This window comes from Lactococcus ileimucosae (assembly GCF_943193185.1).
GTDB lineage: Bacteria > Bacillota > Bacilli > Lactobacillales > Streptococcaceae > Lactococcus > Lactococcus ileimucosae.
In genome coordinates, this window is the sequence record NZ_CALPDE010000021.1 from 1 (window position 1) to 23,839 (window position 23,839).

At 36.7% G+C, this 23,839-nt stretch carries 30 protein-coding genes, 2 tRNA genes and 1 pseudogene; 31 read left to right on the forward strand and 2 right to left on the reverse strand.

Translation table 11 applies throughout. From position 1 onward, the window contains the following. The 8 genes and pseudogenes from NFR51_RS08765 to NFR51_RS08800 all read left to right on the forward strand — a co-directional run. Window positions 1-578, forward strand: a pseudogene (locus tag NFR51_RS08765) (hypothetical protein); the annotation flags it as partial. A gap of 732 nt (window positions 579-1,310) precedes the next feature. Next, the gene (locus NFR51_RS08770; RefSeq protein WP_251713325.1) at window positions 1,311-1,523 is read left to right on the forward strand and encodes a PHP domain-containing protein; all 213 of its coding nucleotides are present in this window, start codon (window positions 1,311-1,313) and stop codon (window positions 1,521-1,523) included. A 72-nt stretch (window positions 1,524-1,595) separates the two neighbouring features. Next, the gene (locus tag NFR51_RS08775) at window positions 1,596-2,432 is read left to right on the forward strand and encodes a DNA adenine methylase (protein ID WP_251713326.1); all 837 of its coding nucleotides are present in this window, start codon (window positions 1,596-1,598) and stop codon (window positions 2,430-2,432) included. A gap of 8 nt (window positions 2,433-2,440) precedes the next feature. Beyond that, window positions 2,441-3,355, forward strand: coding sequence for a DpnII family type II restriction endonuclease (locus NFR51_RS08780; protein WP_251713327.1), 915 nt, complete (start codon window positions 2,441-2,443; stop codon window positions 3,353-3,355). Window positions 3,356-3,671: 316 nt separating this feature from the next. Next, window positions 3,672-4,088: a hypothetical protein gene (locus NFR51_RS08785; RefSeq protein WP_251713328.1), complete on the forward strand. Its 417-nt coding sequence runs from the start codon at window positions 3,672-3,674 to the stop codon at window positions 4,086-4,088. Beyond that, on the forward strand, window positions 4,085-4,246 hold the full coding sequence (locus NFR51_RS08790; RefSeq protein WP_251713329.1) for a hypothetical protein: 162 nt from the start codon (window positions 4,085-4,087) through the stop codon (window positions 4,244-4,246). The genes NFR51_RS08785 and NFR51_RS08790 overlap by 4 nt, the downstream gene beginning before the upstream one ends. A gap of 395 nt (window positions 4,247-4,641) precedes the next feature. Further along, the gene (locus tag NFR51_RS08795) at window positions 4,642-5,184 is read left to right on the forward strand and encodes a hypothetical protein (protein ID WP_251713330.1); all 543 of its coding nucleotides are present in this window, start codon (window positions 4,642-4,644) and stop codon (window positions 5,182-5,184) included. Window positions 5,185-5,197: 13 nt separating this feature from the next. After that, a complete protein-coding gene (locus NFR51_RS08800; protein ID WP_251713331.1) occupies window positions 5,198-6,514 on the forward strand; it encodes a hypothetical protein in 1,317 nt (438 codons plus the stop codon). Between the two features lie 169 nt (window positions 6,515-6,683). Here NFR51_RS08800 and NFR51_RS08805 read toward each other — a convergent pair whose 3' ends face one another. Further along, entirely contained in the window at window positions 6,684-7,382 is a 699-nt protein-coding gene (locus tag NFR51_RS08805) for a LexA family transcriptional regulator (protein ID WP_251713332.1), read from the reverse strand. 1,305 nt (window positions 7,383-8,687) lie between these two features. Between NFR51_RS08805 and NFR51_RS08810 the strand changes: the two genes are divergently transcribed. The 13 genes from NFR51_RS08810 to NFR51_RS08870 all read left to right on the forward strand — a co-directional run bounded on the left by NFR51_RS08810 (window position 8,688) and on the right by NFR51_RS08870 (window position 16,430). Beyond that, window positions 8,688-8,758: transfer RNA gene (locus tag NFR51_RS08810), tRNA-Glu, on the forward strand. Window positions 8,759-8,934: 176 nt separating this feature from the next. Next, window positions 8,935-9,008 (forward strand) — tRNA-OTHER (locus NFR51_RS08815). Window positions 9,009-9,210: 202 nt separating this feature from the next. Next, complete coding sequence (locus NFR51_RS08820; protein ID WP_251713333.1) at window positions 9,211-9,510, forward strand: hypothetical protein; 300 nt, start codon at window positions 9,211-9,213, stop codon at window positions 9,508-9,510. Between the two features lie 13 nt (window positions 9,511-9,523). After that, entirely contained in the window at window positions 9,524-10,000 is a 477-nt protein-coding gene (locus tag NFR51_RS08825; protein WP_251713334.1) for a DUF961 family protein, read from the forward strand. Window positions 10,001-10,007: 7 nt separating this feature from the next. Further along, window positions 10,008-11,690 (forward strand): FtsK/SpoIIIE domain-containing protein, encoded by a 1,683-nt coding sequence (locus NFR51_RS08830; RefSeq protein WP_251713335.1) that lies wholly within the window; start codon window positions 10,008-10,010, stop codon window positions 11,688-11,690. A 395-nt stretch (window positions 11,691-12,085) separates the two neighbouring features. Next, the gene (locus tag NFR51_RS08835; RefSeq protein ID WP_251713336.1) at window positions 12,086-13,300 is read left to right on the forward strand and encodes a replication initiation factor domain-containing protein; all 1,215 of its coding nucleotides are present in this window, start codon (window positions 12,086-12,088) and stop codon (window positions 13,298-13,300) included. Window positions 13,301-13,362: 62 nt separating this feature from the next. Next, window positions 13,363-13,629 carry a hypothetical protein gene (locus NFR51_RS08840; RefSeq protein ID WP_237460025.1) on the forward strand — a complete coding sequence of 89 codons (267 nt, stop codon included), beginning with the start codon at window positions 13,363-13,365 and terminating at the stop codon, window positions 13,627-13,629. A gap of 12 nt (window positions 13,630-13,641) precedes the next feature. Next, a complete protein-coding gene (locus NFR51_RS08845; RefSeq protein ID WP_202231534.1) occupies window positions 13,642-14,031 on the forward strand; it encodes a hypothetical protein in 390 nt (129 codons plus the stop codon). Between the two features lie 299 nt (window positions 14,032-14,330). Next, window positions 14,331-14,627, forward strand: coding sequence for a hypothetical protein (locus tag NFR51_RS08850; protein ID WP_202231533.1), 297 nt, complete (start codon window positions 14,331-14,333; stop codon window positions 14,625-14,627). A 30-nt stretch (window positions 14,628-14,657) separates the two neighbouring features. Further along, entirely contained in the window at window positions 14,658-14,849 is a 192-nt protein-coding gene (locus tag NFR51_RS08855) for a hypothetical protein (RefSeq protein ID WP_202231532.1), read from the forward strand. Window positions 14,850-14,936: 87 nt separating this feature from the next. After that, complete coding sequence (locus NFR51_RS08860) at window positions 14,937-15,248, forward strand: hypothetical protein (protein WP_251713337.1); 312 nt, start codon at window positions 14,937-14,939, stop codon at window positions 15,246-15,248. Window positions 15,249-15,346: 98 nt separating this feature from the next. Next, window positions 15,347-15,607, forward strand: a complete 261-nt coding sequence (locus NFR51_RS08865) for a hypothetical protein (RefSeq protein ID WP_251713338.1) — start codon at window positions 15,347-15,349, stop codon at window positions 15,605-15,607. A 490-nt stretch (window positions 15,608-16,097) separates the two neighbouring features. Then, window positions 16,098-16,430 carry a hypothetical protein gene (locus NFR51_RS08870; protein WP_251713339.1) on the forward strand — a complete coding sequence of 111 codons (333 nt, stop codon included), beginning with the start codon at window positions 16,098-16,100 and terminating at the stop codon, window positions 16,428-16,430. 40 nt (window positions 16,431-16,470) lie between these two features. Here the strand turns inward: NFR51_RS08870 and NFR51_RS08875 are convergent, their stop codons facing one another. Beyond that, entirely contained in the window at window positions 16,471-17,010 is a 540-nt protein-coding gene (locus tag NFR51_RS08875; protein ID WP_202231717.1) for a YagU family protein, read from the reverse strand. A gap of 95 nt (window positions 17,011-17,105) precedes the next feature. On the opposite strand from NFR51_RS08875, the gene NFR51_RS08880 reads away from it, so the two are divergent. From NFR51_RS08880 to NFR51_RS08925, 10 genes are all read left to right on the forward strand, one after another. Continuing rightward, window positions 17,106-17,255, forward strand: a complete 150-nt coding sequence (locus tag NFR51_RS08880; protein ID WP_202231716.1) for a hypothetical protein — start codon at window positions 17,106-17,108, stop codon at window positions 17,253-17,255. 48 nt (window positions 17,256-17,303) lie between these two features. After that, window positions 17,304-18,206 carry a serine protease gene (locus tag NFR51_RS08885; RefSeq protein WP_251713340.1) on the forward strand — a complete coding sequence of 301 codons (903 nt, stop codon included), beginning with the start codon at window positions 17,304-17,306 and terminating at the stop codon, window positions 18,204-18,206. A gap of 170 nt (window positions 18,207-18,376) precedes the next feature. Then, window positions 18,377-21,142 carry a VaFE repeat-containing surface-anchored protein gene (locus tag NFR51_RS08890; RefSeq protein WP_251713341.1) on the forward strand — a complete coding sequence of 922 codons (2,766 nt, stop codon included), beginning with the start codon at window positions 18,377-18,379 and terminating at the stop codon, window positions 21,140-21,142. A gap of 297 nt (window positions 21,143-21,439) precedes the next feature. After that, window positions 21,440-21,703, forward strand: a complete 264-nt coding sequence (locus NFR51_RS08895; RefSeq protein ID WP_439108864.1) for an antirestriction protein ArdA — start codon at window positions 21,440-21,442, stop codon at window positions 21,701-21,703. A gap of 1 nt (window position 21,704) precedes the next feature. Further along, a complete protein-coding gene (locus NFR51_RS08900) occupies window positions 21,705-21,986 on the forward strand; it encodes a hypothetical protein (RefSeq protein WP_202231722.1) in 282 nt (93 codons plus the stop codon). A gap of 40 nt (window positions 21,987-22,026) precedes the next feature. Next, a complete protein-coding gene (locus NFR51_RS08905; RefSeq protein WP_251713343.1) occupies window positions 22,027-22,245 on the forward strand; it encodes a hypothetical protein in 219 nt (72 codons plus the stop codon). Further along, on the forward strand, window positions 22,235-22,474 hold the full coding sequence (locus tag NFR51_RS08910) for a hypothetical protein (RefSeq protein ID WP_251713344.1): 240 nt from the start codon (window positions 22,235-22,237) through the stop codon (window positions 22,472-22,474). Before NFR51_RS08905 ends, NFR51_RS08910 begins: the two co-directional genes overlap by 11 nt. Window positions 22,475-22,487: 13 nt before the next feature. Beyond that, window positions 22,488-23,174, forward strand: a complete 687-nt coding sequence (locus NFR51_RS08915) for a translation initiation factor IF-2 N-terminal domain-containing protein (RefSeq protein WP_251713345.1) — start codon at window positions 22,488-22,490, stop codon at window positions 23,172-23,174. A 21-nt stretch (window positions 23,175-23,195) separates the two neighbouring features. Next, complete coding sequence (locus tag NFR51_RS08920) at window positions 23,196-23,423, forward strand: hypothetical protein (protein ID WP_202231661.1); 228 nt, start codon at window positions 23,196-23,198, stop codon at window positions 23,421-23,423. Next, window positions 23,424-23,828 carry a conjugal transfer protein gene (locus NFR51_RS08925; RefSeq protein WP_202231662.1) on the forward strand — a complete coding sequence of 135 codons (405 nt, stop codon included), beginning with the start codon at window positions 23,424-23,426 and terminating at the stop codon, window positions 23,826-23,828. Window positions 23,829-23,839 lie beyond the last annotated feature (11 nt).

Sequence of the window (23,839 nt, forward strand, 5' to 3'; positions counted from 1 at the left end):
GAGGTAGATATAATGGCTCAACATATGTGGGCGGCTATCGCTTTACTAAAGGCGAATTGAAGGTTACTAAAGAATCTTTGGAAGAATTTCACAAACTAAAACAAGCTTATATTGAATATCAGATGAGTAGCCAGTTTAGAGCTTTAGAGCAGTTGAGGAAAAAGTTTGTGGCCAGTGGTTCAGGTCTATCTTCGAATGAAAAAATATATCTAGACTCTGCCCAAGCTCTCTCCGTTGTGTCCATGGCCAGCATTGATTTTGATGTTTCTATGATGGACCTCGTGAAACTTTATCAAGATGGGATTAAAGAACAAGAGAAATTATGGGAGGAAACAGTGCGGGAAGCACGAGAATTAGGAGATTATCTTGAGGATTGGGAAGTTTATGAAGCGCTTGAAGAGGTAGGTTTCACTCATGAAGCTATTGTGGCCTTTCCTACACAACTCTACCAACATAAAATCCATCAAGTGAAACAAATGAGTGAAAAGTTTAAAAATCTTGAACATGAGATTAAGGCTAAAATATCGGAGATAGTCGCTCGAGATCAGGAATTGGCGCAACAATTAAAGTCTTCATAGCTAAGTGATAGTGAAATAAAATTTATAAAATAAAGGATTGCTAAATAGCCTAGCAATCTTTTACTTTGTAAGTTTTTGTAAAATCAGTATGTTGTGTAACACTTTATCCTTGACTGAGAACAAAAGAAACCTTAGGAATTTGAATGTCCTAAGGTTTTTAATTTTGAAATTAGTAGGGTACAGGTACGAAATGTGCAATAATTTTGCCTATAATACGAGGCTCTTCGTACCATGAGACGAATCTGTCGGCGTATTTAATGTGACTATGGAATGGAGCAATAAATACTCACAGTAAATAAGAGGAAGAAAGATTTCAGAAGTGCAGGCTAACCAAAAAATTAACCAAGCAGCGAAAGAAGTGTGTGAATGAATAAAATTTATAAAATAAAGGATTGCTGAGCTTTAGTCGTTTAGCAATTTTTTACTTTGTAGGTTTTTGTAAGAATTGGTTTATGATGAGATTTTATTTTGTAAAGATTAAAGATTGTTATTAGCAGGTACATGAGGATTAATAGCAATCTTTTATGATATGATCTTATTAGTAAGGAAAATGAGATAAGTGATAGATAAAAATATCCACAACTCACTGAATGGTCATTTTAGTTATTACTTGGCGAGTGAATTTTTTTGATTTGTTCGTTTTAGAGTGTAGCGAAGTAAGTTTCGGGGGTATTAATATATGCTATAATAAATCATAGAAGATAGGTCATTTGGAGGAGGGAGCGAGTAATAATGACTAAGAAAATCGATTTTCACATTCATACGATTGCTAGTATTAAAGATTCGGATTTTACGTTTTCTTTAGATTGGTTGAGGAATTATGTAGAAACTTTTGAGCTAGATTCCATAGCAATCACAAACCACGATTTATTTGATAAAGAAAATTTTAATGAAATTGCAGAAGCTTTATCTGATATAAAGGTTTATCCCGGTATCGAACTTTAGTTTTATTAACAGTATAGAAAATAGAATAGCAAAATAAAAAATTATAGTAGAAATTTTGGAAGTGGAATGTTAATGACTAAACATTTAAAACCTTTTACGAAATGGGTTGGAGGTAAACGTCAACTTTTACCTGAGTTATTGAAAGTGTTACCACCAAGTTTTGGTGATTATTATGAACCGTTTGTTGGTGGCGGAGCATTATTCTTTGAACTAGCACCAAAACAAGCGGTTATCAATGATAATAATAAGGAACTGATTTTAGCTTATCAAGTTATTGAAAGTGATGTTGAATCATTGATTGATGAATTGAAAAAGCATAAGAAAAATGACAGCAGAGAATATTATCTTGACCTACGTTCTGCGGATCGTGATGGACGTATTGAAAAAATGTCAAATGTTGAACGGGCTGGTCGCATACTTTATATGTTACGTGTTAATTTTAACGGTTTATACCGTGTGAATTCTAAAAATCAGTTTAATGTTCCTTATGGCAAATATAAGAATCCGCGTATTTTTGATGAAGAGAATTTGAGGAATATCAGCTGTTATTTGAATGAAAATGATATTTCAATTTTACATGGTGATTTTGAGACCGCAACGAAAAATGCAAAACAAGGTGATTTGGTTTATTTTGATCCACCCTATGTTCCACTTTCTCCAACAGAGTCGTTTACTGGATATACTGCTGATGGATTTGGGTATGATGAACAAGTTCGTTTGCGTGATTTGTTTGTAAAATTAACCGATCGGGGTGTTTATGTGATTGTTTCAAATTCATCTTCTGAACTGGTTTATGATTTATATAAACCAGTTGCGAAAACGATTGTTGAAGTTGGGGCAACTCGAATGATTAATTCTGATGCTCAAAAGCGTGGCAAAGTAAATGAATTATTGATTGTGAATTTTTGAGGTACAAAATGGAATATAATGTGTTTGAATATTTGAATTTAAGTTCAAATGAAAAGTTAAATTTCTTTATGGAAACAAGATCTTCACTGAGTTTTCTTGCTTCCTACTGGTTCAATTTTGAAAATGTTCAAAAGAATTTAGAACTGTATGATAGCCCTGATTTATATACCTTAGATTATTTGATTGGTAAATCCGATGAAGAAATAAATGATTTTTTCCGTAGCCGTTCTAGTTTATTGTTATTATTGCCATATTTATTAGGAATTAGAGATAACAAGTTTGAAAAACCTTATTTAAAACGTATTTTGAAAGTACAAGACATAGACGGGGTTTATTATCTTAATTTCAATGAAATTGATGAGGAAAATATTGATGCATATTTGAAATTTTTACATGACAGTGGTCTGTCTTGGGTGTTACGTTCTGGTCTAAAGAAGTCGGTTCATGATTATGCTGTAGGCGTTGAAGCTGGAATGGATTCAAACGGACGTAAAAACCGAAGTGGTGACATGGGAGAACTTTATCTTGAAACAGTATTGAAAGATATTGCTGAAAGGAAGGGATGGATTTGTCACGGACAGACAACTAAAGAGAATATAAAAGAATGGTATAATCTTGATTTAGATGAAACATTTGGAAATAGGCGTTTTGATGGCTCTATTTATAATCCCGTTCGTAGAAAATTATATCTATTTGAAGTCAATAATTTTAATTCTGGCGGTTCAAAATCAAAAGCTTCTGCAACGGAGTTCAAAGACTTACATAATCGATTTAGCAGAACAAACCACGAATTTATTTATATAACTGATGGTCGTGGTTGGGATAGTGATAGATCACATTTATTTGAAGCTATGGAGTATATTGGAAAAGTATTCAATTATAAGATGATTGAAGGGGGTTATTTATCAGATTATCTTGAGTAGTTCGCGCTTTCTGTGCTTATTTGCGATACATATCTCCATCAAAAATTAATCAAGTCGTGAAAGAATCACGTGTACAAATAAAATTTATAAAATAAAGGATTGCTGAGCTTTGGTTGTTTAGCAATTTTTTGCTTTGTATATTTTTTTAATTAGTCCGGGATAAACTATTTATTTGATTTTGAAACCTTTAGATTTATTGACAATATAGCAAATAGAATGATAAAATAAGAGTGTGAAAAAATATACAATCTTTTGTTTTGTAGAGAATACTTGTACTTCAGAAAATAGGGAAATAAATTTTTAGAAGGATGCAGGAATGAAAAAAAGTATTTTAATCTCAGTTGGTATTTTGACTGCTATAGCTCTTACTATTGTTCTAAGTATTGGAGGAAAAAAATATATGGATGCTCGAACACATGAAAAGAATTTAGAAAATCAAAGACAGGCGGCATTGGCGTTAAAGAAAAAAGAGCCTCATGTGACTAAGGTGGAGTTCATAAGTGAAGGTTCTTATCCAGGAGTAGGGATTCCTTGGACTGTAGGAGCGGAAGTAACTATGGGTGGTGAGATTTATAATATGTCGCTTGAAGCTGAGGGAGATTATTCAATTAATTTGGGTAAAGATGAAAATAATTATAAATCAGATAAGTTAGAAGAAATAAAAAGTAGAAAAGCTGTAGAACATCATTTAGAAGTGATTTATAGCAATGGAGAAACTGAGGTTATTGAATGAAAATCACTCCTAAAAATTATCAAGAGATAGCCAAGAGAGCATATAGTGTAGATTCTAAGTATAAAGATGGAGAAATAACTCGTACAGGAGATAAGGCTAAAATATCAGAGGTGGTAGCTCGAGATCAAGAATTGGCGCAACAATTAAAGTCTTCATAGCCAAGTGATATAGAAATAAAATTTATAAAATAAAGGATTGTTGAGCTTCAGTTGTTTAAAATTATTTATAGTTGCTATTCAAAGTAAGAATAAATAAAATGGTTGTATGGCGCAGCGTAACAAATACTCACAGTAAATAAGAGGGAACAAGATTTCAGAAGTGTAGATTAACCAAAAAATTAACCGAGCAGTAAAAGAAGTATATGTACGAATAGCTTTTGTAAAAGTTAGTCCACGATAAGTTGTGTATTTGATTTTAAAGTTTTTAGATTTATTGACAACATAGAAAACAGGATGATAAAATAAGAGTGTGAGAAAATAAACAATGTTTTATTTTTGTATAGGTTACTTGTACTTCAGAAAATAGGGAAATAAATTTTTAGAAGGGTGCAGGAATGAAAAAAAGTATCTTAATATCAGCCAGTATTTTGAGTGCTGTATGTATTGCTATTATTTTAGTTATCGGAGGGAGTGGATATATGAAAAAAAAGACAATTGAAAAAGAGTACCAACAAGGTGTAAAACTTATACAAGATTATGTCACTGACTATTTAGTTAAAAATTACGAAGGAATTGAGAAAATTGAATGGCAAGGGATTGGTGTAGAATATAGAAATTCTCCAATTTTAGGTCCATCTTTATTTGGAAATTATGTTGATACTACAGTGAAAATATTTGTATCTGAAGATACCTATTTTTCTGTGGATTTTACTCTAACCGATGAAACAGAATATGATAATGATTTAAATAAATATGTTAAATCTAGTTCTTTAAATTCTAGAAATACGGATTTTTCAATTCAAACAGACTTAGAAAATGCAACTGATGAATTAACTCCATCTGAAAAAGAAGATTTTAAGAATTTTAAAAAATCTTCTTATGGAAGCAAAAAAGCAAAAGTTGTTTATAATTTGGACATTTATAAATTAACATATTAGAGGTGTAGAATCGATGAGTAGTGAGATTACAACAGAAATATTAGCTAAAGCCATTGATAAAACAAAAAGCACTGTTCACAAAAAAGGTAAAAAATTAACTCTAGAGATTCAGGAGAAAAAAGTAAAGTTTGAAATTATAAAGAAAAGTGCTAGTGATGACAATTCTCAATTGAATGCTATGGCTATTGCACCTATCAAAGAGGATGAGACTCCTGACTATAATAATATCGCTGTTATCTATGCTGGGACGAATACACCTACTGAGGTTGGACGAAACGGATTTGGGACTGCCGCTGAAGCTTGGGTTGGAGGACTCTCAGGAGAATATGCCGATGCGGAAGCTTTCTTAAAACAAACGAGAAAAGAAGTTTCTAAATATAATGGGAAAATTACTGACGTTGCGGGATTTAGCCAATCCGGGGGCTATATGATGAAAATGGCCGCTGAACATGGACGAATAGATGGATTTAAAACTACCAGCTTTGATGACTGGGGGAACAATCAGTTTGAAACTTTAACACAATCACAAAAAGAATGGATAAAAAATCATCCTGAAGCATTATTGCGCTATCAAAATGATTCTTGGGCAGGACTTTCTCATCGTGACAATAAATATGGTAATGTGCAGGTGATTGAAGGTATAGAAAAACATAATACCCTATCTAACTACTTTGATGGAGATTTATTGAATTTAGATCGTCTAGCTAAAGATGGCATTTTTGCACCTAATATGACTAAAGAGCAAGTTGAAGAAGCTGCCAAAAACTGGGCAAAGAAAAACGGAGACTGGAATCCTTTTACGGATGATAATGACGAGGCAAATGAACGGGTTAAAGAATATCTAAAATTATATGGAACTTATGCAACTAAAGATTTTAACATTCAGATGAAGAAACTTTATCAATTAAGGGCTATATTGTTTGAGAGTGGTGGCGGGTTGTCTGCCAATGAAAAATTTTATCTTGACAGTAAAGAAGCTTTGATTATTGTTGAAGAAGCAAAACATGATTTTGAAACAGCAACTGAAAGGATTATTAAACTTTATCAAGATGGGATTAAAGAACAAGAGAAATTATGGGAAGAAACAGTACGGGAAGCACGAGAATTTGGAGATTCTCTTGAGGATTGGGAAGTTTACGAAGCTCTTGAGGAGGTAGGTTTCACTCATGAGAATATAGTGGATACTCCTGCGCAAATCTACCAACATAAAATCCATCAAGTGAAACAAATGAGTGAAAAGTTTAAAAATCTTGAACATGAGATTAAGGCTAAAATATCGGAGATAGTCGCTCGAGATCAGGAATTGGCGCAACAATTAAAGTCTTCATAGCTAAGTGATAGTGAAATAAAATTTATAAAATAAAGGATTGCTAAATAGCCTAGCAATCTTTTACTTTGTAAGTTTTTGTAAAATCAGTATGTTGTGTAACACTTTATCCTTGACTGAGAACAAAAGAAACCTTAGGAATTTGAATGTCCTAAGGTTTTTAATTTTGAAATTAGTAGGGTACAGGTACGAAATGTGCAATAACTTTGCCGATGATTCGAGGTTCTTCGTACCAAGAAGCGAATTTATCCGCATACTTATCATTAATGGAGGAGAGAACAAATCCGTCATCTTCCACATACACTTTTTTAATAAAAGAATTACCGTCCCAGTCTACAGCACAAACTTGCCCATTGTAATCTGGCACATTTTGCTTTTTAATAAGGACGACTTCCCCGCTGTAAAATTCGGGTTCCATGGAATCCCCTTTAATCCAAGTTGCCATGTCATAATCTACCTCTTTGTTCCAGTAAACTGTAGAATAGTTCAACTCATTTGTATAGCCATAACCTAGACCAGCAGAGAGGGCTTGATCCATTACGCGATAAGGAAAAAGTTCTTCAGATGTGACAGGAGGTTCTTGTTCTTTTAGGAGCTTTTCTATTATGTTAGTGGCTCTTTTTTGATTAGTTTCATTAAGTTGAGACAATTCACTTTCAGTTGAAGTCAATTGTTTAGTATCTGTTATTCCAAGTAGATAGTCTGTGCTGACATTAAAATATTTGCTTAATTCTAAAAGACGTTCTTGAGTAGGATTTTGCACTTTATAACGATAAAGAGTATTTTTTCCATAATTTAAGTCTTTTTCAATTTGATTGAAAGATTTATTGTTTTCTTTGGCAAGAGATTGTAAACGTTCGTAGAAATTCATGGTAACTTTCTTTCTTATTTTTGAAATTTCTCTTTGGAAAGAGAAATGAAATGTATGTGCAAAAATATTTTAATAGGCTGATTTTGTTTTGCAATTGACATTTTTAAACGTATCGGTTAAAATATAATTAACCGTTAAGGTTAAAAAGAAATGCAAATAGCCCCATCGAGTGGAGCTCTTCGCAAAACTGTATAATAATACTTAGACACTATTATTATAACAGTTTTGGAGGAGAAAAGTCAATGGATATGCTGATTTGTGATTTTTGTTCATTGACAACTGAATATTCCCGTTAATCTCTTTTAGAGATGAAAGAGATGGGGCAGGTGGGGCGCTCCTGGCAACTGCGACAAGTCACTACTGAATGAAAGATAGGAGTGTGTGGCGAACTTCAGAGAATTGGGCGGAACCCGTCAATCTGAAGGAGTATAAAAACGGCAGGAAACTGCCCTTTGAGATATAGTGTTCATGCTGGCGTTATGCACTAGCAGAGGTATCCGTGTGAATGTGAAATCAGACCTGGTGAAACAGAGCCTGTTATCTGAAAGTCCGTGTTTTTCTCGCCCTTGGCGACAGGGGAGTAACGAGGCACTCGAACAAAAAACGATAAGACCAGTGTTGAGTTTCAGGGTATTTCTTCCACGCTTTCTCAACTGACTTTAAAATGAAGTCAAAACAAAAATACGTAAAGAAAAGAATAAAGGCACTATGCCTTGTTGAGTTTTAGGTGTTTATGCCTTTTCTCAACGCAATGAAAAATGTAAAAAAACAACACGACAATATCTGACCTTCTGAAAGAATAGATAGGGCTTGTTCTGAAAAACAGTAAAAACTTAAGTCAATGAGCCGTTCAATGAATGGTGTTTGTTCTTCTTATGTGAAGTAAGAAGAAACTTAAGTCAATGAGTTACTCCCAGAGTAATGTTTGTTTTACTGGCAACTTAAGTTGTATGATGAAGATATTGAGTGAATGCGAAATGGAAAAGAGAACGACGAGATACATTAAAAGAATGTCAAAGCACTAAAATGAAGTTCGGTAATACTATGCAAATGACTTCTTGTATATTTTTCAAAAATGCAAGACATTCTTTAAAGTAAATCTTTGTTTTCTTTTTATTATGAATATCTCTTTGAGGAGTTCTAATACATCAAAAAAATTTATATTCTCTCCTTTCGTTTTAGGTTGGAAACATTTTGTTTATCGGTTTTCGAAAGGAGAGGAGGATATTTTTACTTATAATGATAGGGGACTATTTTTACCTTGTCAAGTTATAAAAAAGAGAGGATTTACTCTCTTTTTTTCTTGTTGCTGTAGTATAAGGGGATTACGAAAGCTTTTCAATCTTTCAATGCAAGTTCGAGTCTTGCCGGCAACCTCGTCAGAAATGACGTTAAACATTTGTTGCTATTGTGCGTCTATTTTTCATTCTGCCATAAACTTCTCTTTTAATATAATATCCTAAAAATTTCCAATCCTTTTTTCTTTTTTGTAAGTACGTTGCGAGGTGGAGAGAAATAGATGTGACCTGTATGTGAAGCATGCAGGTTTTTTGCGGTCATGGTCTAAAGGAAAGGCGCTTGTATAGGGGGATACAAGAGATACAGGTTCGACTCCTGTTTATCGCATGAATAAAAGAAAAGGAGGTTTTATCTAAAAAAATAAAATCATCATAAAGAAAAACTGACAGAAGATAAGGCTTCCCATGTGGGAGCTTTTTGTAGTGCTACAGCTCTTTTAGGAGCTGTGAGAAAAAAGAATATATTTGTGTCCGAACCTTGTCTGCTATGACATAAACTAGCCAAAATACATACATTTAAGGAGGAAAATATGATTAAATTTCCAATTCAAGCCCAAAAATTTTTGGGAGATAAAATCACTGTAGATAAAAAAATCGAAATTGTGCCTAAGCGTGGTGTTGAAGCAGGCTATACCCGTTACCTTGCGACAAGTAAGAAGCACCCAGAAGGTTTTGAAATCCGTGTAGAAGGTGGCAATGCCGCAAAGCCTACCCGACGCCAAGAAGTTCTCTTGACAGGAGTCAAGCTTGCACAGGTGCGTAACCGTACACCTAAGGGAAAATATGCTTACGAATATGTGATTTATGCGGATTCACTCAAACTGGCTTAAAGGAGGAAAAAGTATGGTATTGAAATTGAGTAAAGATTTTACAAAACAAAATGAATTGACAGAAGAATTTGGAGACTTTGACAAGGGGCTTGGGAAATTGCTCTTTTTGTCTGCGGAAGCTCAACTGCGTTATGAAGACTATGAAGCAGAAGAAGGAGAAATCAAACGCCGTCCAACAGATGAGGTGGACTATTACGAAGTTAAGCTTTATTCTGAAGCTATGGGCGAACAAATTGAAGTTAAAATGCCTGCGGATACAGCTTTTGATGGACTGGACTATGAAGATGAAGTCAAACTTGTTCATCCTTCTGCCTTCTTCTGGAGTGAGAAAGAGCTTTCCGTTTTTAATGGACAAAGCCGTGTACACTATTATGACGGGGTCAAGTTCCGTGCGGAAAAAATTGAAAAAGTGGGTAAAAGTGCGGTGTCCACTCCAAATGTCACTGCTAAATCAGAAGACAAGTCCGAAAAAACTCCTGAGAAGAAATAGATAGCTTATGCGACAAAAAAACGTGTCCAAAGGTGCTCGTCTGTATTTGTGGAACAGGTATGACCGTCAAAGCTTTGTGGGGCTTGTAGGACTTCTCTTAAGCAGTCCCAGTCTCATCTTTTATAAAGAGTTTCAAGCTATGGATTACAAAAGGCTTGCCCTTGTTTTGGCAGCTATTTTTTTTGTAGCTTTTTCTTTGTCTTTTGTTTTACTTGTGTTCACTTACCAGAATTTTAGAGCTTTCTCAGTCAATAATTACAAACGCTTATTGTTGAATTATTTGCTTAAGCATAATCTTGTGGATAAGGTGACGGTCAAGACAGACAAGGGAAGTCGGGAGCGGAAAAAGCTTGCCCGTATCTATGTGAAGCAACCCAACTCTTATGAATTGCATGTTTATTTTCCCATTGACGGGGGGACACACCAAGAGAAATTCTTGTCCCTTTCTGGGGAGCTTGAGACGACTTTCTTTGCGGACTTTCAAGAACAGAACTTTATCAATGAAAAGAGGATTCTGGCTAAAAGGTCTTATGTGGAGTATGTCTTTGCCATTGAGGGTGAGCGAAACAGGATTCATGTGAATGATGTATGCATTGATAAGAAACTAGGTGTGAAGCTCATGAATGGGGTTTACTGGAACTATGAAGCAGACCCACATTTATTGATTGCGGGCGGCACAGGTGGAGGGAAGACCGTTCTTTTAATGTCTTTACTCTCAGCTTTGGCTCGTGTGGGTCAGGTCGATATTTGTGACCCTAAACGCTCCGATTTTGTAGGTTTAAAAGATGTTCCTGTTTTTAAAGACCGTGTTTTTATCGATAAAGAAAGCATGATGAATTGCTTAAGAGAAGCAGTGGTTTTTATGGATCAGCGCTATGATGTCATGACCAGTCATTCGGAATATAAGCCGGGTAAACGTTATTCAGACTATGGCTTATTTCCCAAATTCATTCTGTTTGATGAGTGGGCAGCTTTTATCGCCAGTCTGACCTATCAAGAATATGAGGAAGTGGTTCAGTCTGTGACACAGATTGTTTTAAAAGGACGTGCCTCAGGTGTCTTTCTTATCTTAGCCATGCAAAGACCAGATGGCGAATACTTAAAGACCGCCCTACGTGATAACTTCATGAAACGTTTGGCGGTAGGTCGCTTAACAGCTATGGGTTACCGCATGATATTTGGGGATGAAAATGAAAAGAAAATATTCAAGTATATCAAGGGTAAAATTGGTCGTGGCTATGTGGCAAACAATGGGGAGCTGGCTCGTGAGTTCTATAGTCCCTTTGTGCCTATTGAAGAAGGCTATGACTTTATCACAGAACTGGCAAAACTTCCTGTCTTGGAAGACGTTCAAGCTGTTCAGCTTGAAGCTCCTCCTGTCTCAAATGTAGAGCTGGAGCGTGCAGAAGCAGGGCAATTGGAAGACAAAACCTATACGATTACGGCTTTAAGCCGTAAATTAGGGCAGCCCAACAAGACTGTAAAAACAGTCATTGAGCGCTTAGCCGCGGCTGCCTTTCCTATTCGGGAAAAAGCACCCTATACGGAGGATGATTATTATGCCTTACAGTCGGTCTTTTCTGCCAAAGAAGCAGGAGCTTTGACACTTCATGAAGCCATTGAGGAAATCTTGGCGGATGAAGCCGAGTACAAGAGGGACTTTGAGAATTTTAAAGAGGACTTGGAGTGATTTTCTTTATAGGAGGGGATAAAACTCTCGCAGTCGGCGGTGGGAAATTATAGGACTTGTCCGTTTGTCTGAAAGACAACTTGCCCAAGGCAAGCAATTTTCCACGGTCGTACTGCCCTCACAAACGGAAGTGCGTGACAGCAGTTTCCACTTCTTGAGGGCTGTTCTTCTTTCTTTAGATTTTATGCGTGCAGACGCGTAAGCATAGCTCCGTGCGCAGCGTAAGGAGTGAGCGTGCGTATGCACGGAGTGGTGGCGCAAGCCGCCACTCGATAAACCCCCGAGGAGCTAATGAGGGGGGTAAGAAGTGACACTACCCTAACCAAACCAGTAACCATGCACCTCTAAGAGGTGTCACCTCGATTTGGAGTGTGGGCAATATAAAAAGGAGAAAGGTGGGCAAGCAAATTGATGTAAAAGCCGTAAGGACAGGGGCGCATGTGACCCAGCAGTTTATGGCAGATATTCTTGGTATCTCTTTGAGTTACTATCGTAAAATTGAGAAGGGAGAAAAAGCTTTGACTCTTGACATTGAGGAAAAGATAAAAGCGGCTTTTTATAAACCTCTTGACAGTCGGTATAAGTTAGTGGCGACCATTGATTATGTGAATATTCGATTTCAAACTCTGAATGTCCATGAGGTGATACAAGAGGTCTTGGGTTTAAAAATTGAGAACTTTCATTTGAATGATTTCAAGCGCTACAAGTATCCTTTCTTTCTCAATTACGGACATATTAATGTTTATTACCATGACAAAGACCCTAAAGCAGGAGTCTTGATTGAAATGAGTGGACAGGCTTGTAGGGAGTTGGAGTATGACTTTGAATTTCATCAAGGCAAAAAGACTTGGTATGACTTTTTCAAAAATGCTATAGATTATGCCTTAAGAAAAGCCCCAGACAATGAAAATTTCATGAAAGTGACCCGTTTTGACTTGGCGCTTGATGAACTCTACAATGAAAAAGAGGGGAACTTTGATTTGTTTCAGCTCTTGAGTGCTGCCCGTGAGGGGCGCTGGAACGGGAGAAAAAAGAGTTATGCGGCAATATTAGGGGGCAGAAGAACAGGGGAAGGCTTAATCAATGACGGGCTTTCCCTATATTTTGGTTCTAAACGTACCCATCTCTTTTTCCGTTTCTATGAAAAAGATTACGAACGTGCCGAACAGGAGAAAACCTCTGTGGAAGCGATTCGGGACCTTTATGGTTTGAAAAATCGTTATGAGATTATCATGCGCAAGGCAATTTCAAATGCTTTTGTGAGAGAGTTTGTGGAGACAAACTTTAATCTAGCAGAAGAAGGGGTCAAGATTATCAATGATAATTTGACCTTTTATGATTCGGAAGGCGGTCTTTATATGGACTGGTATAAGTTAATGGGGACAATGAATGCCACTCATTTTACAGTACAACCAGAAGCTCCTGATGTAAACAGAATATTTCACTGGTTTGAAAATGGTGGTCCTGCTTCTACTTATTTACTGTTAAGCAAGTATGATGAGATAGTAGGGGACAGTCGTTTACAGGAAATCATAGCTTCTGCGGAAATCACAGAACGCAATGAAAGAATTTTAGAGCAGTTGGAGCTGCTTAGAGGAGGGACGTCATAGAAGGTAATATCGAACATTTTCGTAAGCTTCAAGAAAAGAGACTGAACAACCATGATAAGCTTTTGCGTTTCTTCTTAAACCAGTATCGTTTTGATATAAACAAGTATGACAGTGGTGTCTATGATAGTCTTTATTTTCAGGTCTTTGATGAAGAAGCTGCTTTGGATGTATTGGAGCAACTGGGTTTTCTCTTTCCCTCTGAGCCTAAGGAGTCAAGAAGAAGCTACTATGAAAAATATAAAAATCAAAAGATAGGAGAGCTTCCTTTGGGCTATAGGGGAGCGCTTTATTTTTTAATCGCAAATGGTTATGCGGAAGCTGTCTTGTAGAAAGGAAAGAAAATGGATGAAATAGAAAATGAAATTGAAGCTCAAAAGCAATTCTTAACTTTGAGGAAAAATCATTCTCGTTATGAAATGAGTATTGATTTTTATGAGTCTCCTCAAGGTATAATCTCCATAGATGGCTTTAGTCCGTTTAAAATTCCATCGGGATTAAGAAGGGAAGGCTTGCCTTATATAAAAGAAAAAGAGTATTCCTGTTTTACTCGTGAACAGCTTTCTCAACTGGCCGTTCAATGGTTTGTATTGATAAATTGCAATACGGGGATAAGTTCAGCACCTGTGGGCAAAAATGAAGAAGAAGTAGAAAAAGCAGTGGAAGAACTCACGGCTTTCTTTTCGATATTATTGAGAGAGCGATTATCTTCGCCTCATTTTTTGTTTATTTAAAATTTGGTGGCAGTGTGCAGGATATTTGTTCCAGCATTCTGCACAAAAAAGAGCAGGATAACCGTTATTTGTAATGATAGGATTAAATACTCTTTTGCACTTTAAACAGTAAGAGGGATGAAGTGAACTGTGGATTATAGTATAGTTCATGTGTCTGCCCTTCTTTAAAATAAATTTTTTATTTATTTTAAATGATAGAAGCAATAAATTCAAGATTCCTTGAGTTTGTATACAAATAAAAAAGAAGTTATGGGTAAACAAATTTACTAATTCACTATAAATAGGTATAAGGAGAAACGATGTTATTCAAAAAATTTTTAAACTTCTGCCATGAAAGGAAAGTCGCGTTGGTTAGAAAGTCTATTTTAGAGCGCTTTACCATTCATCAAGTGTACTATTATGACGGTAGAATATCCTATGAAGTGGTTGAGATGAAAGTGAGGGCTTACTGTGGGAACTATCCTCTCTATGGTCCAGATTTTAGGCGCTTGGCAAGTTTTGATTCGGAAGAAAAGGCTGTCCAGTATTTAAGAAAGCTGCGCAATGAACAAGTGGTATTTAAGCGTGCGCTTGGTGGTTTATCGGATAGGGAATAAGGCTTCTCTATTTTTTATTGAGAAAGGAGGATGTATTTTATTTTATCAGAGTGTGAATGTGTTGCTTTAGAGGAGAAAGTCCAAAGCGGTCAAGCCTTAAGCCACCGTGAACAAGGCTTGATTTTTTTAAGTCTTGATAAACGCTTAGGCTACAATGCGGACGGCACCAGTCGTATTATAGAAAAACTTGTGGATCTCTGGCTTATAGAAATATTTGGCTAAGCATTTTTTATAAAAACATTTCAGATGAGTGAAGGCAAAAGTAGAGGCGGGAAAAATAAAATATAGAAAGAAAAGGAAGAAGATATTATGCCAATACTCTCACAGGAAATCAAAGCACTTCAGGCAGAAGTAAACGACATTGAAGCCCTTTTTGCGGCAGGGAACGCTTTTCAAGAAGCGGCTCAAAAGCTTAAAGGAAAAGGTAAAGTTTTGCGAACAGTTGAAAATGACACAGCAATTTTGGATGATAGCATTGAGATTGTGTCCAATCGTACCAATGACTTGATTAAAAACTTAGTCAAGGCGTCATCCTCTTACAATTTTTCAAAGAAATCTTTCAATGAATTGAAATCAAAACTTGAAGAAGTTCAAGCGCAAGCTCGTCGTGGCGCAAAATAAAAGGCGACAACATAATATAAGTAGGGTGGGATTTTGCCTTCAGCCTTCTGAAATGTAAGAAAAGCGCCAAAAACCAAAGAAAGAGTGAGGGAAATATTATGACATACAGTAAAGACGAGGCACAAAGTAAAATTCAAAGACTTGGTGAGTTAATGATTACCAAAAGATATGATGAAGCATGGACTGTCGCAAGTAACTTACTGGCTTATTTTAGAGCTTATGGTGATGTAATGCCAGGCTCAGATTATGGGGTTATTGATGAAGTGCTTAGAAGCTTTTTCTCTGTGAATAACCAACTTGACGAGGTAAGCATGCTTGCTTATGGCATGGGTCAAAAAGCAGTGAATACTCAACTTTAAAAAATAGGACGGAGTTCATACAAGTTCAAGGTTCGACTCCTTGTGCTTGTTTAACAATAAAAAGGTGAGTTGTTGGTAAACAAGGTCACGATTAGACAGAGGATGAGATGTTGGAAGAATTTATACTTGTCATATTTATTGAGATATTGTTCATCATCTATCTTAGAGAGGAGGGATATGGAGAAGGATTTAAAATTATATTTTCAATTCTTCTCGCCCTTCTTAATGTTCTTATGGTTTTAAGACTTTAAAATTCAATATGTTATATGTAAAGGAGCTAAAAATGAAATGTAAATTATGTGGTCTAGCACTTTCAAAAGAAGATGTTATTCCAGATTAAAACTATCAATTTTGTGATGAATGTGAGGTCAAGTTAGAATATGGAAACTAAAAAAGAAGTTGTGTTGTGCGAAAAATGTCATAAAGGTACTGCACTTGCCACAATAGAACATCAACTACTGTGTAGAAAGTGTTACGAGGTACTTAAAGAATGCGCCTAAAAGATATTCAGCCCGTGAGTCCAGAAGATTTTGTCGTCTTTGAGAATGGCACAGCTTATAGCTATTTTATAGATAGAGGTATAGCTCGTAGAAATGCGCAAGAAGTTGAAGCATTTCCAAAGTTCTATACCGCAGAACAAATGCAAGCCTATGCCAGAATTGAACGTGATTATATTTTCGTATTAGATGGAGAAATTAGCACAAAAAGCTATGCGAAAAAGAGATTTACAGGGATTGTCGCAGTTGATGTCTATGGAGACACATACAGGGTGGTAAATCATGTAAACAAAGGTAAAAAGTGGGTTTTACAGGAGGGAGATTAAATATGCTAAAAGTAAAAGAGGATGTAAGTCCTCTTTTTTATCAAATATTTTCTAAATTCCCTTTTTTATCTTTAGCAATTAGATAATATGTACATGCTGCAATTGACCATGCCCAAACAATATGACCAAAGAATTCAGAGAAATGTTCATCAAACGGTTGATTCCATGGAGCTGGAATAGTTCCCATTAGAGGCATCAAAATAATGTGCCAAATGATCCAGATTGCAATACCATAGGCAGCGCCTTGCCATAAGGCAATATTTTTCCAATATTGAACTAAAAAAATAAATAAAGCCGCAAAGAAAATTGAGAAAGTAAAATGGAGTATCAAAGAAAACCAAAATACCTTTTGATCTTCTGAATATAAGACATAGGAATGTGTTAACGACGAAGGGACACCGAATTGTTCCATCATATGTTGTGGGGGATTAGTTAAATTACGTGCAATAGTACGTGGAGGAAGAATTGCTTCCCAACCGATCTTAACCATTCCAGAAATCATACCAGCAATAAAACCAAACCAAATACTTTTTAGAATAATTTCTTTAAGAGATGCAGTAGTTTTTTTAATTGTAACCATGCTAATATTACCTTTCTATAAAAATTATATCGTTATTTTATAATAAAAAATATTTGAATACAAGAAATTATATTGGAATAATAAGGAGAAAGAAGATGTTAAAAGAAAAAGAGGAAGAAATTGCTCGACTTAAAATCCATTTAGAAGCACGAGAGCGGGAGTTTCCAGAATTTTTAGCAGACTGTCTAGAATATCTCAAAAAGAAGAAGCTAGAGCCTTTATCAAGAGTGGGAAAAATACATTAAAAAGCTTATAATAAAATACATATTTATAAATAAGGAGTTTTAAAATTTATGAAATTTACAAAAAAACATTGGATTATAGCAGGTATTGCCTGTCTCATTTTGGCAGGAGGAAGTGCAGGCCTTGTCGCTCATCATCAAGCGCAAGTAAAAGCAGAAAAGACAGCTCAAGAAGCCAAACGAACCTATGATAAACTTCTTGCTTCTGCCAAAGAGGCGACAGAAAAAGCAGAAACTTTCAAAGCTGAAACAGATGTCAAAGCAGCTCAAGAAGCCATTAAAAAGCTAGACAAGAAAGACCAAAAATCTCTCAATACTCGTGTAGAGAAAGTGCGTAAGAACTGGGACTTCTTTCATCAAGCAGACAAGGCTGTAAGTGCTGCGGAGAAAGCGAAGACAGACCAAACTATCAAGACAGCTCAAGATGCGGTCAATACATTAAAAGACGCAATGACAAAGTCTAAAAAAGCAGAATTACAGAAGCGTTTAGACAAGGTTAAAACAGAGCTAAAGGTTAAAAAAGCTAAAGAAGAGTCAAAGGCTAAAGCTCAAGAAGCACAAGATCAAGCGGACCATTCAGCACAGCCCGCGAATAATACGCAAGAAGCACAAGCAGAAGTCCCTGCGACAGGGATAAGTCCAGAATATGGACAATATAGTCAAGCTCAAGCTCCTGCAACACCAAGCTATACAGCTCCTGCGACAGGTGGTGCAGTTGCCCCAGCACAGCCAAATCCTAACACAGGGAGTTCCTCCTCTAATCATGGCACGTCTTCTAATGGCAGCGGAGGTAGTCTTACACCACCTGCCCAAAGCTTTACAGGCTGGGTAAGGAATGAAGACGGACAAATAATTTGGTCTCAAGGTGGCTTTTCAAGTTTGGCAGAAGCTGGACGTGCTGCAGCACAATGGGCAAATACAAATTGGGAAGCTCATTCTTATGGCGCATATTAAATAAAGGTAGAAAAAAGATAGTTTCTTTAAGGGCTATCTTTTTTTGTCCTCAATCAAGACATAAAAAGGATTGTAGGAAGGACGTGTCTATATGGTATAGGAAAAGAAGAGAAAGCCAAGCCGTGGCTTTTTATTTTGCGCAAAATAAAAAAAGATAGGAGTAAATACAGATGTTCAAATTTCAGAAGAAAAAGTTGAAAAAAGCACTGACAGAAGAAAAACAGACAGGTTTTCGTTGCCATAAAAAAGGCAAGCACTTTGTGACAAGTGCCTTGCTTGTAGTAACAGTAAGTGGTGTAGTCGCAGGTCTTGTACAAGCAGATGTCTTGAATACCAAGCACTCCCCCTCAGTCTCATTGCCAGAAAAAGGTGGCGTAAATTATAAGTTCACAGGTACAGGGACGGTCAAATGGTCGAATGGGCATGACACTTCCGCAAATTTCATGCAAGTGAACGGGGTCACCACATTTTGTTTGGAGCCTTTCACAGATGTCTTTAATGGGGCTTTGGCGACACGTGCCGGTCAAAATGAAGCGGTCTATAAATTATGGCAGTCAATGTCGGAGTACCAACGCAATTTGGTGAACAATATTGTCTATATTGGAGAGGTTAATAATGCGGAGGCAGACCCTAACATTAACCTTGCGACACAATTTGCCATGTGGCTGGTTGAAGCAGGTCAGAATGAAGTTTCAGGGCTACTTCCAAAAGTTTCGGAAGTGGACACTTCAAAACTGAATAACGTTGTGGGAGGACATAAAATTACAGGATTAGCGTCCACTGGAGCGGATATCAGTGAAGTAGTAAAATATGCGACCACTATTCTTAAACAAGCTGCCGCAAGTTCTAAAAGTCCAGACTTTAACCCCAACCCCTTAACGGTTCTGGCAGGCTCAAGTGCCTCAACCACAGATAAGGCAGGGGTTCTTGCGGGAAATGCGGGAGGCTATGGTTTGCCTTTTGACCGTATTAAAGCAAGTGAGGGATTGACTGCTCAACGTAAAGGCAATAGCCTTGAAGTCTCAGCTACCCCAAAGGCAATTGGGAAAGAGGGAAAGGTTGAAATAAAAAATCGAAATGATGATAATTTCCAACCGAGCTATATTTATGGCACCATTAATCCTAATGGCACTGTAGGACAAACTCTATTTGCTACAACGGATCCCTCTAGACTAGATGGTAAATTAAAAATCAAAACAATTGGTTTGGGTGAAGCTACACTGCTTAAGCAAGATGCCGACACAGGAAAGGCAGAAGCCCAAGGGGCAGCTCATCTGGAAAATTCAGAATGGGGGCTTTTCTATAAATCCAACAATCAACCGGTGACGTGGAAAGACGGCAATGAAGGCTATCCTATTACTGCAGTCGCAGGAGAAAAAGTCGCAGGTGATAATGTTGTCCTTCGTATGACAGATGTTTCCAAAGGAGTGAAACTTAAAAACCTGAATTATCCGGATAAGGTTTACTGGCAAGAAACCAAAGACCCAGAAGGCTATGAGTTGTCTACGAAAAAGTATGATGTTGAATTTGATGAAAAGGACAAATTCAATCCAAGCACTAAAAACTACATGGAAGAAGCCACAGCTCAAGACCGTGTAGGTATGTTTGGTGTAGTGTGGAACAAGGTGCAGGATGTGAATGGTTCGCTTACTGGCTTGAATGGGGCAAAATTTGAGGCAAGACCTATTAATGATACAAAAGGAAAGCCTGTCACAACCACTTCTAAAGGCGTACTGGATAAGGCAAGTGGTATCACGACAAATGGTGTGGTGGACTTCAAAAATCTCCTTGTGTTTGGAGACTATGAGTTTACAGAAGTAGAAACACCAAAAGGCTTGAAGCCTATCAATCCTTTTACAGTGACCCACACCACAAACCGTGACAGTGCAGGGACAATTACAAGCTATACCTTTGTTTTTAAGGATACAGTCACAGGTCAAATTATTTCTACGAATGATGTGGATGTATCTCACATGAAAGATAACAATATCATGTTTAACTTGAACCTTGGTACATTTACAGACAAGCCAGAAGAAAAACCTAGACCAACCATTACAACCACTGCCAAAGATAAGGCGGATGGCGATAAGTTGCTGGGTGTAGGTCAAGCTCGTGTGACGGATATGGCTCAGATGTCTAATTTGCCTGCTTCTCAGGAGTTCAACCTTAAGGGTAAAGTCGTGTACAAAGGTACAGGTCAAGAAGTCAAGGATGAAAAAGGCAAAGCTATCATTGCGGAGAAGAAGTTTAAGACCGATACAAATGGCAGTGCTTCTGTGCAGTTGGATTTCCCAGTTATTCATACCTTGAAAGACCAAGACAAGGAGTACACGGTTACTGAACTTGTCACAGATGAGAAAGGAAACAAGGTTGTTGAGGAAAACGACTATAAGAATAACCCTTCTCAATCTGTTAAGGTGGCTAAAGCTGATGGACACACAGAAGTGCAGGACAAAGAAATAAGTCCGTCAAGCACTATAGTTAAAGATAAGTTCTTCTATGAAGGCTTAGTCAAAGGGGACACTTATACTGTTAAAATCAGTCAAGCCTACGACCATGACTTGAAGAAGGTTATTGATGTGAATGGAACTTTGACCTTTAAGGCGACAGATACAAAAGGTGTTGTGGAAGTGCCCGTCAAAGTGGATGCGACAAAATATGCGGGACACAAGATAACTTTCTATGAGGACGCATGGCACGGTCAAAAACCAAAAGACAAGGAAAAACCACTTATTTCTCATCACAATAAGGATGATGAAAAAGAAACCTTTACAGTGAAAGCTCCAAACACTCCAAGTCCTAAGGGTCTTCTTCCTCAAACAGGGGAGAAAATCGCCTTGTGGGGTATGGCAGGCTTTGGCTTCTTGCCTGTAGGTCTTGTGCTTGCGCAATGGGATAAAATTAAGTCTGTCCTTAAGAAAAACCAAAAAGACTAAAAGGATTTGACCCTAAAAAGCGGTGAATGGAGGAGGGAGGAATAAAAATGTCTGATGTTGAAAAAATAATGCTTATTGCACTCGCAGTAGAATATCTGATACTTATAGTTTTTCTTAATGAAGAGTGATTATTTAGAATAATGGACGAGTGAAAGATTCATTGTTGTTACACATCATAAAAATAATGCCTTGTCCAAGACGGGGCTTTTTATATTGGAGGATATGTTATGCGTATAAAAACGCCAAGAGTATATATTGTCAACTTAGGCAGTTATAACGGAGGTAAAGCTAGAAGAAGTGTCTCATATGGACCATATTGAAGATATTCTAGAAATCTATACTCTAGAAGAAGTTCTGGAGCTGGGAGATGATTTTGACTTTGTAGAAGCTGATGATGAGGAGGATTTAGCCTATGAAGTGGTTGAACAAATGGGCGGTTTAGAAAGTTTTGAACCATCGACTCTGGAACAGTATTTTGATTATTCAGCTTTTGGCCGTGATTTAGCCATACGTGACTACCGTCAAAGCTCAAATGGCTATGTCCGTAAGGTAGGGAGATAAGATGAAACAAAAATTACACCAACATAAACGAGCAATAGTCTTTTTCTTTAGTTTAACTTTACTAAGTTTAGTGGGACAATACTTTAATCATAAATTTGTAGAAGGATTACTGGTTCAAGTCATGTTATGGTTGGGTATGTTATTGGCTAAATATCTTGAAAAAAGGAATTTTACTCTTTTGATTGGAGGAGTGAAATATAAGTTATCTCTTGAAAGAGGCTTAGGAATAATTATTCTACTTGATGTTCTGTTTATTATTAGTGGTTTTTTTGTCATATTTTAATCATTAATACAGACGTTAATGATTAATGGAGGTAAACAATATGAAAATTTTAAAAGAAGGTCTTCGACTTATTTGTTGTAGTTTGATTTGCCTTGTGTTTTTTATTTTTGTTTCTCTTTTTTGTGCATTAGCGCAGATGTATCCGATTGTTGGAGTGTTTATTGTGTCTGTGTTTGGAGGTGTCGCTTTAAGATTAACATTTTTTCTAAGTGAAAATTCCGGAAAGTATAACATCAAGAAAGGAAAAAATGATACATAAAATAACGAGTGAAATATCTCTTCTACTTGATAAGGCGGTAGATATTAAATTGGATTTTAGAAAACGAGAGTACACGTTTGATGATCTCTTAGTATTTTTACAAAAAAACAATCGCTCAAAGGATTTGCGTAACCTTTTGAGCGCTATTGATAGTCTTGAGTCTACGCTCTATCTTTTAAACAATAGTTTGAATGATATTGCGGATATCCAACAAAAATTTAGAGGGTAGAAATAAGGTATTAATGAATAATGATGGAGGTAAACTATTGGAAATTTATAAACTGGCAAGAGAGTTGGGTGTGAAAAGTCAAGCCCTCCTTTTTCTTGCTCAAAAAGAAGGGATAGAAGCTAAAAGTGTAGCTTCGTCATTAACGGAAGATGAAATGGACAAGCTGCTTGTGGCTTTTGATGAAGCAGGAGGTGTCTTAGAGCCTTTTGAAGAAGAAACTGAAACAGTGGAGGAAGTCAAAGAGAAGGAGGAAGAATCTGTCCCTCAAAAAGCTTCTCCTGTTGCGCCTTTGAAAAAGTTAAAGAAAAAGGACAAAATGAAAAAAGTCAGGGGAGAAAGTGCCTGGGATAAGATTGAAAGTATTCCTAAGGCAGCGCCCATAGACGAGCCTGTGCAGACAGGAAAAAGTAAAGCTTATCTTCTTTACCGTATCTTTACGGTGGTTGTGACCTTATTCTTTGTTTTCTTAGGCTTTACAGCAATTCATGCCAATAGACAGGTTGCTCAACTCACAGAAAGTGTAAATGCGACGACACAAACACTTATGGCGAATCAAAAAGCACTGGATAAGAAAATTAAAGATTTGAATAAAGAAATTCAAACTTTAAAAGATAAACAAGCCAAAGCTCAGGAAGCCAGTAAAAAAGCAAAAAATGATAAAGCGCCTAAAACAGCGCAAAAACAAAAACCTAAAAAATAAAAACAGTAGAGGGGATACAAAATGACAGTAGAACAAATTGTGAAAGGAATCATTCAGTTGGTCATCATCTTTGGTGGTCTGTGGCTGATTATGGCTTGGAAGGGTGGACAGATTATAAAGGTTATCGCAGGTTTCTTTGTGATTTCCATAGCTATTGCCATGCTTCGGGGAGTGGATCTTTTTTCTATCGGTTGGACCATTATCTCTGCCATTCTTAAATTCATGGGCTTTTCAGTCAAAGGAGGATAGATGTTAAAAGAGGATATGGATTATGCGGTGGGATTAGAAACCCCTTACTGGATACAACGTGTAGAAATTAAAGGCAAGGTGTTTTGGACCTTTCAAACGCCAGTGTCTTTTCCATTTTTATTTGTCTTTGCCTTGACCTTTCTCCTTGTCTTGGCCCTTATTATGCCCTTCTTACCTTTTTTGACTTGGTTGCCTGCTTTGCCTGTGGGGATGTGTGTGATTATCCCATGGCGTGTAGGCAAGCTCTATGTGGAAAAAGAATATGACGGGAAAAAAGTACATTATTTTATTTTGGGGGCGGTGCGTTTCTTTAAAGATTTTATCTTGGATCAGCGCTGTATCCATAATGAACAACGCAGGAAAATGCCAGTTGAAAAAATAGTATTTGAAAAAACAAATTTATAAATAAAAGAAAG

Coding starts and splice junctions, on each gene's coding strand:
- NFR51_RS08770 (WP_251713325.1), top strand. CDS start 1,311: ATGACTAAGAAAATCGATTTTCACATTCATACGATTGCTAGTATTAAA.
- NFR51_RS08775 (WP_251713326.1), top strand. CDS start 1,596: ATGACTAAACATTTAAAACCTTTTACGAAATGGGTTGGAGGTAAACGT.
- NFR51_RS08780 (WP_251713327.1), top strand. CDS start 2,441: ATGGAATATAATGTGTTTGAATATTTGAATTTAAGTTCAAATGAAAAG.
- NFR51_RS08785 (WP_251713328.1), top strand. CDS start 3,672: ATGAAAAAAAGTATTTTAATCTCAGTTGGTATTTTGACTGCTATAGCT.
- NFR51_RS08790 (WP_251713329.1), top strand. CDS start 4,085: ATGAAAATCACTCCTAAAAATTATCAAGAGATAGCCAAGAGAGCATAT.
- NFR51_RS08795 (WP_251713330.1), top strand. CDS start 4,642: ATGAAAAAAAGTATCTTAATATCAGCCAGTATTTTGAGTGCTGTATGT.
- NFR51_RS08800 (WP_251713331.1), top strand. CDS start 5,198: ATGAGTAGTGAGATTACAACAGAAATATTAGCTAAAGCCATTGATAAA.
- NFR51_RS08805 (WP_251713332.1), bottom strand. CDS start 7,382: ATGAATTTCTACGAACGTTTACAATCTCTTGCCAAAGAAAACAATAAA.
- NFR51_RS08820 (WP_251713333.1), top strand. CDS start 9,211: ATGATTAAATTTCCAATTCAAGCCCAAAAATTTTTGGGAGATAAAATC.
- NFR51_RS08825 (WP_251713334.1), top strand. CDS start 9,524: ATGGTATTGAAATTGAGTAAAGATTTTACAAAACAAAATGAATTGACA.
- NFR51_RS08830 (WP_251713335.1), top strand. CDS start 10,008: ATGCGACAAAAAAACGTGTCCAAAGGTGCTCGTCTGTATTTGTGGAAC.
- NFR51_RS08845 (WP_202231534.1), top strand. CDS start 13,642: ATGGATGAAATAGAAAATGAAATTGAAGCTCAAAAGCAATTCTTAACT.
- NFR51_RS08850 (WP_202231533.1), top strand. CDS start 14,331: ATGTTATTCAAAAAATTTTTAAACTTCTGCCATGAAAGGAAAGTCGCG.
- NFR51_RS08855 (WP_202231532.1), top strand. CDS start 14,658: ATGTATTTTATTTTATCAGAGTGTGAATGTGTTGCTTTAGAGGAGAAA.
- NFR51_RS08860 (WP_251713337.1), top strand. CDS start 14,937: ATGCCAATACTCTCACAGGAAATCAAAGCACTTCAGGCAGAAGTAAAC.
- NFR51_RS08865 (WP_251713338.1), top strand. CDS start 15,347: ATGACATACAGTAAAGACGAGGCACAAAGTAAAATTCAAAGACTTGGT.
- NFR51_RS08870 (WP_251713339.1), top strand. CDS start 16,098: ATGCGCCTAAAAGATATTCAGCCCGTGAGTCCAGAAGATTTTGTCGTC.
- NFR51_RS08875 (WP_202231717.1), bottom strand. CDS start 17,010: ATGGTTACAATTAAAAAAACTACTGCATCTCTTAAAGAAATTATTCTA.
- NFR51_RS08880 (WP_202231716.1), top strand. CDS start 17,106: ATGTTAAAAGAAAAAGAGGAAGAAATTGCTCGACTTAAAATCCATTTA.
- NFR51_RS08885 (WP_251713340.1), top strand. CDS start 17,304: ATGAAATTTACAAAAAAACATTGGATTATAGCAGGTATTGCCTGTCTC.
- NFR51_RS08890 (WP_251713341.1), top strand. CDS start 18,377: ATGTTCAAATTTCAGAAGAAAAAGTTGAAAAAAGCACTGACAGAAGAA.
- NFR51_RS08900 (WP_202231722.1), top strand. CDS start 21,705: ATGAAACAAAAATTACACCAACATAAACGAGCAATAGTCTTTTTCTTT.
- NFR51_RS08905 (WP_251713343.1), top strand. CDS start 22,027: ATGAAAATTTTAAAAGAAGGTCTTCGACTTATTTGTTGTAGTTTGATT.
- NFR51_RS08910 (WP_251713344.1), top strand. CDS start 22,235: ATGATACATAAAATAACGAGTGAAATATCTCTTCTACTTGATAAGGCG.
- NFR51_RS08915 (WP_251713345.1), top strand. CDS start 22,488: ATGAATAATGATGGAGGTAAACTATTGGAAATTTATAAACTGGCAAGA.
- NFR51_RS08920 (WP_202231661.1), top strand. CDS start 23,196: ATGACAGTAGAACAAATTGTGAAAGGAATCATTCAGTTGGTCATCATC.
- NFR51_RS08925 (WP_202231662.1), top strand. CDS start 23,424: ATGTTAAAAGAGGATATGGATTATGCGGTGGGATTAGAAACCCCTTAC.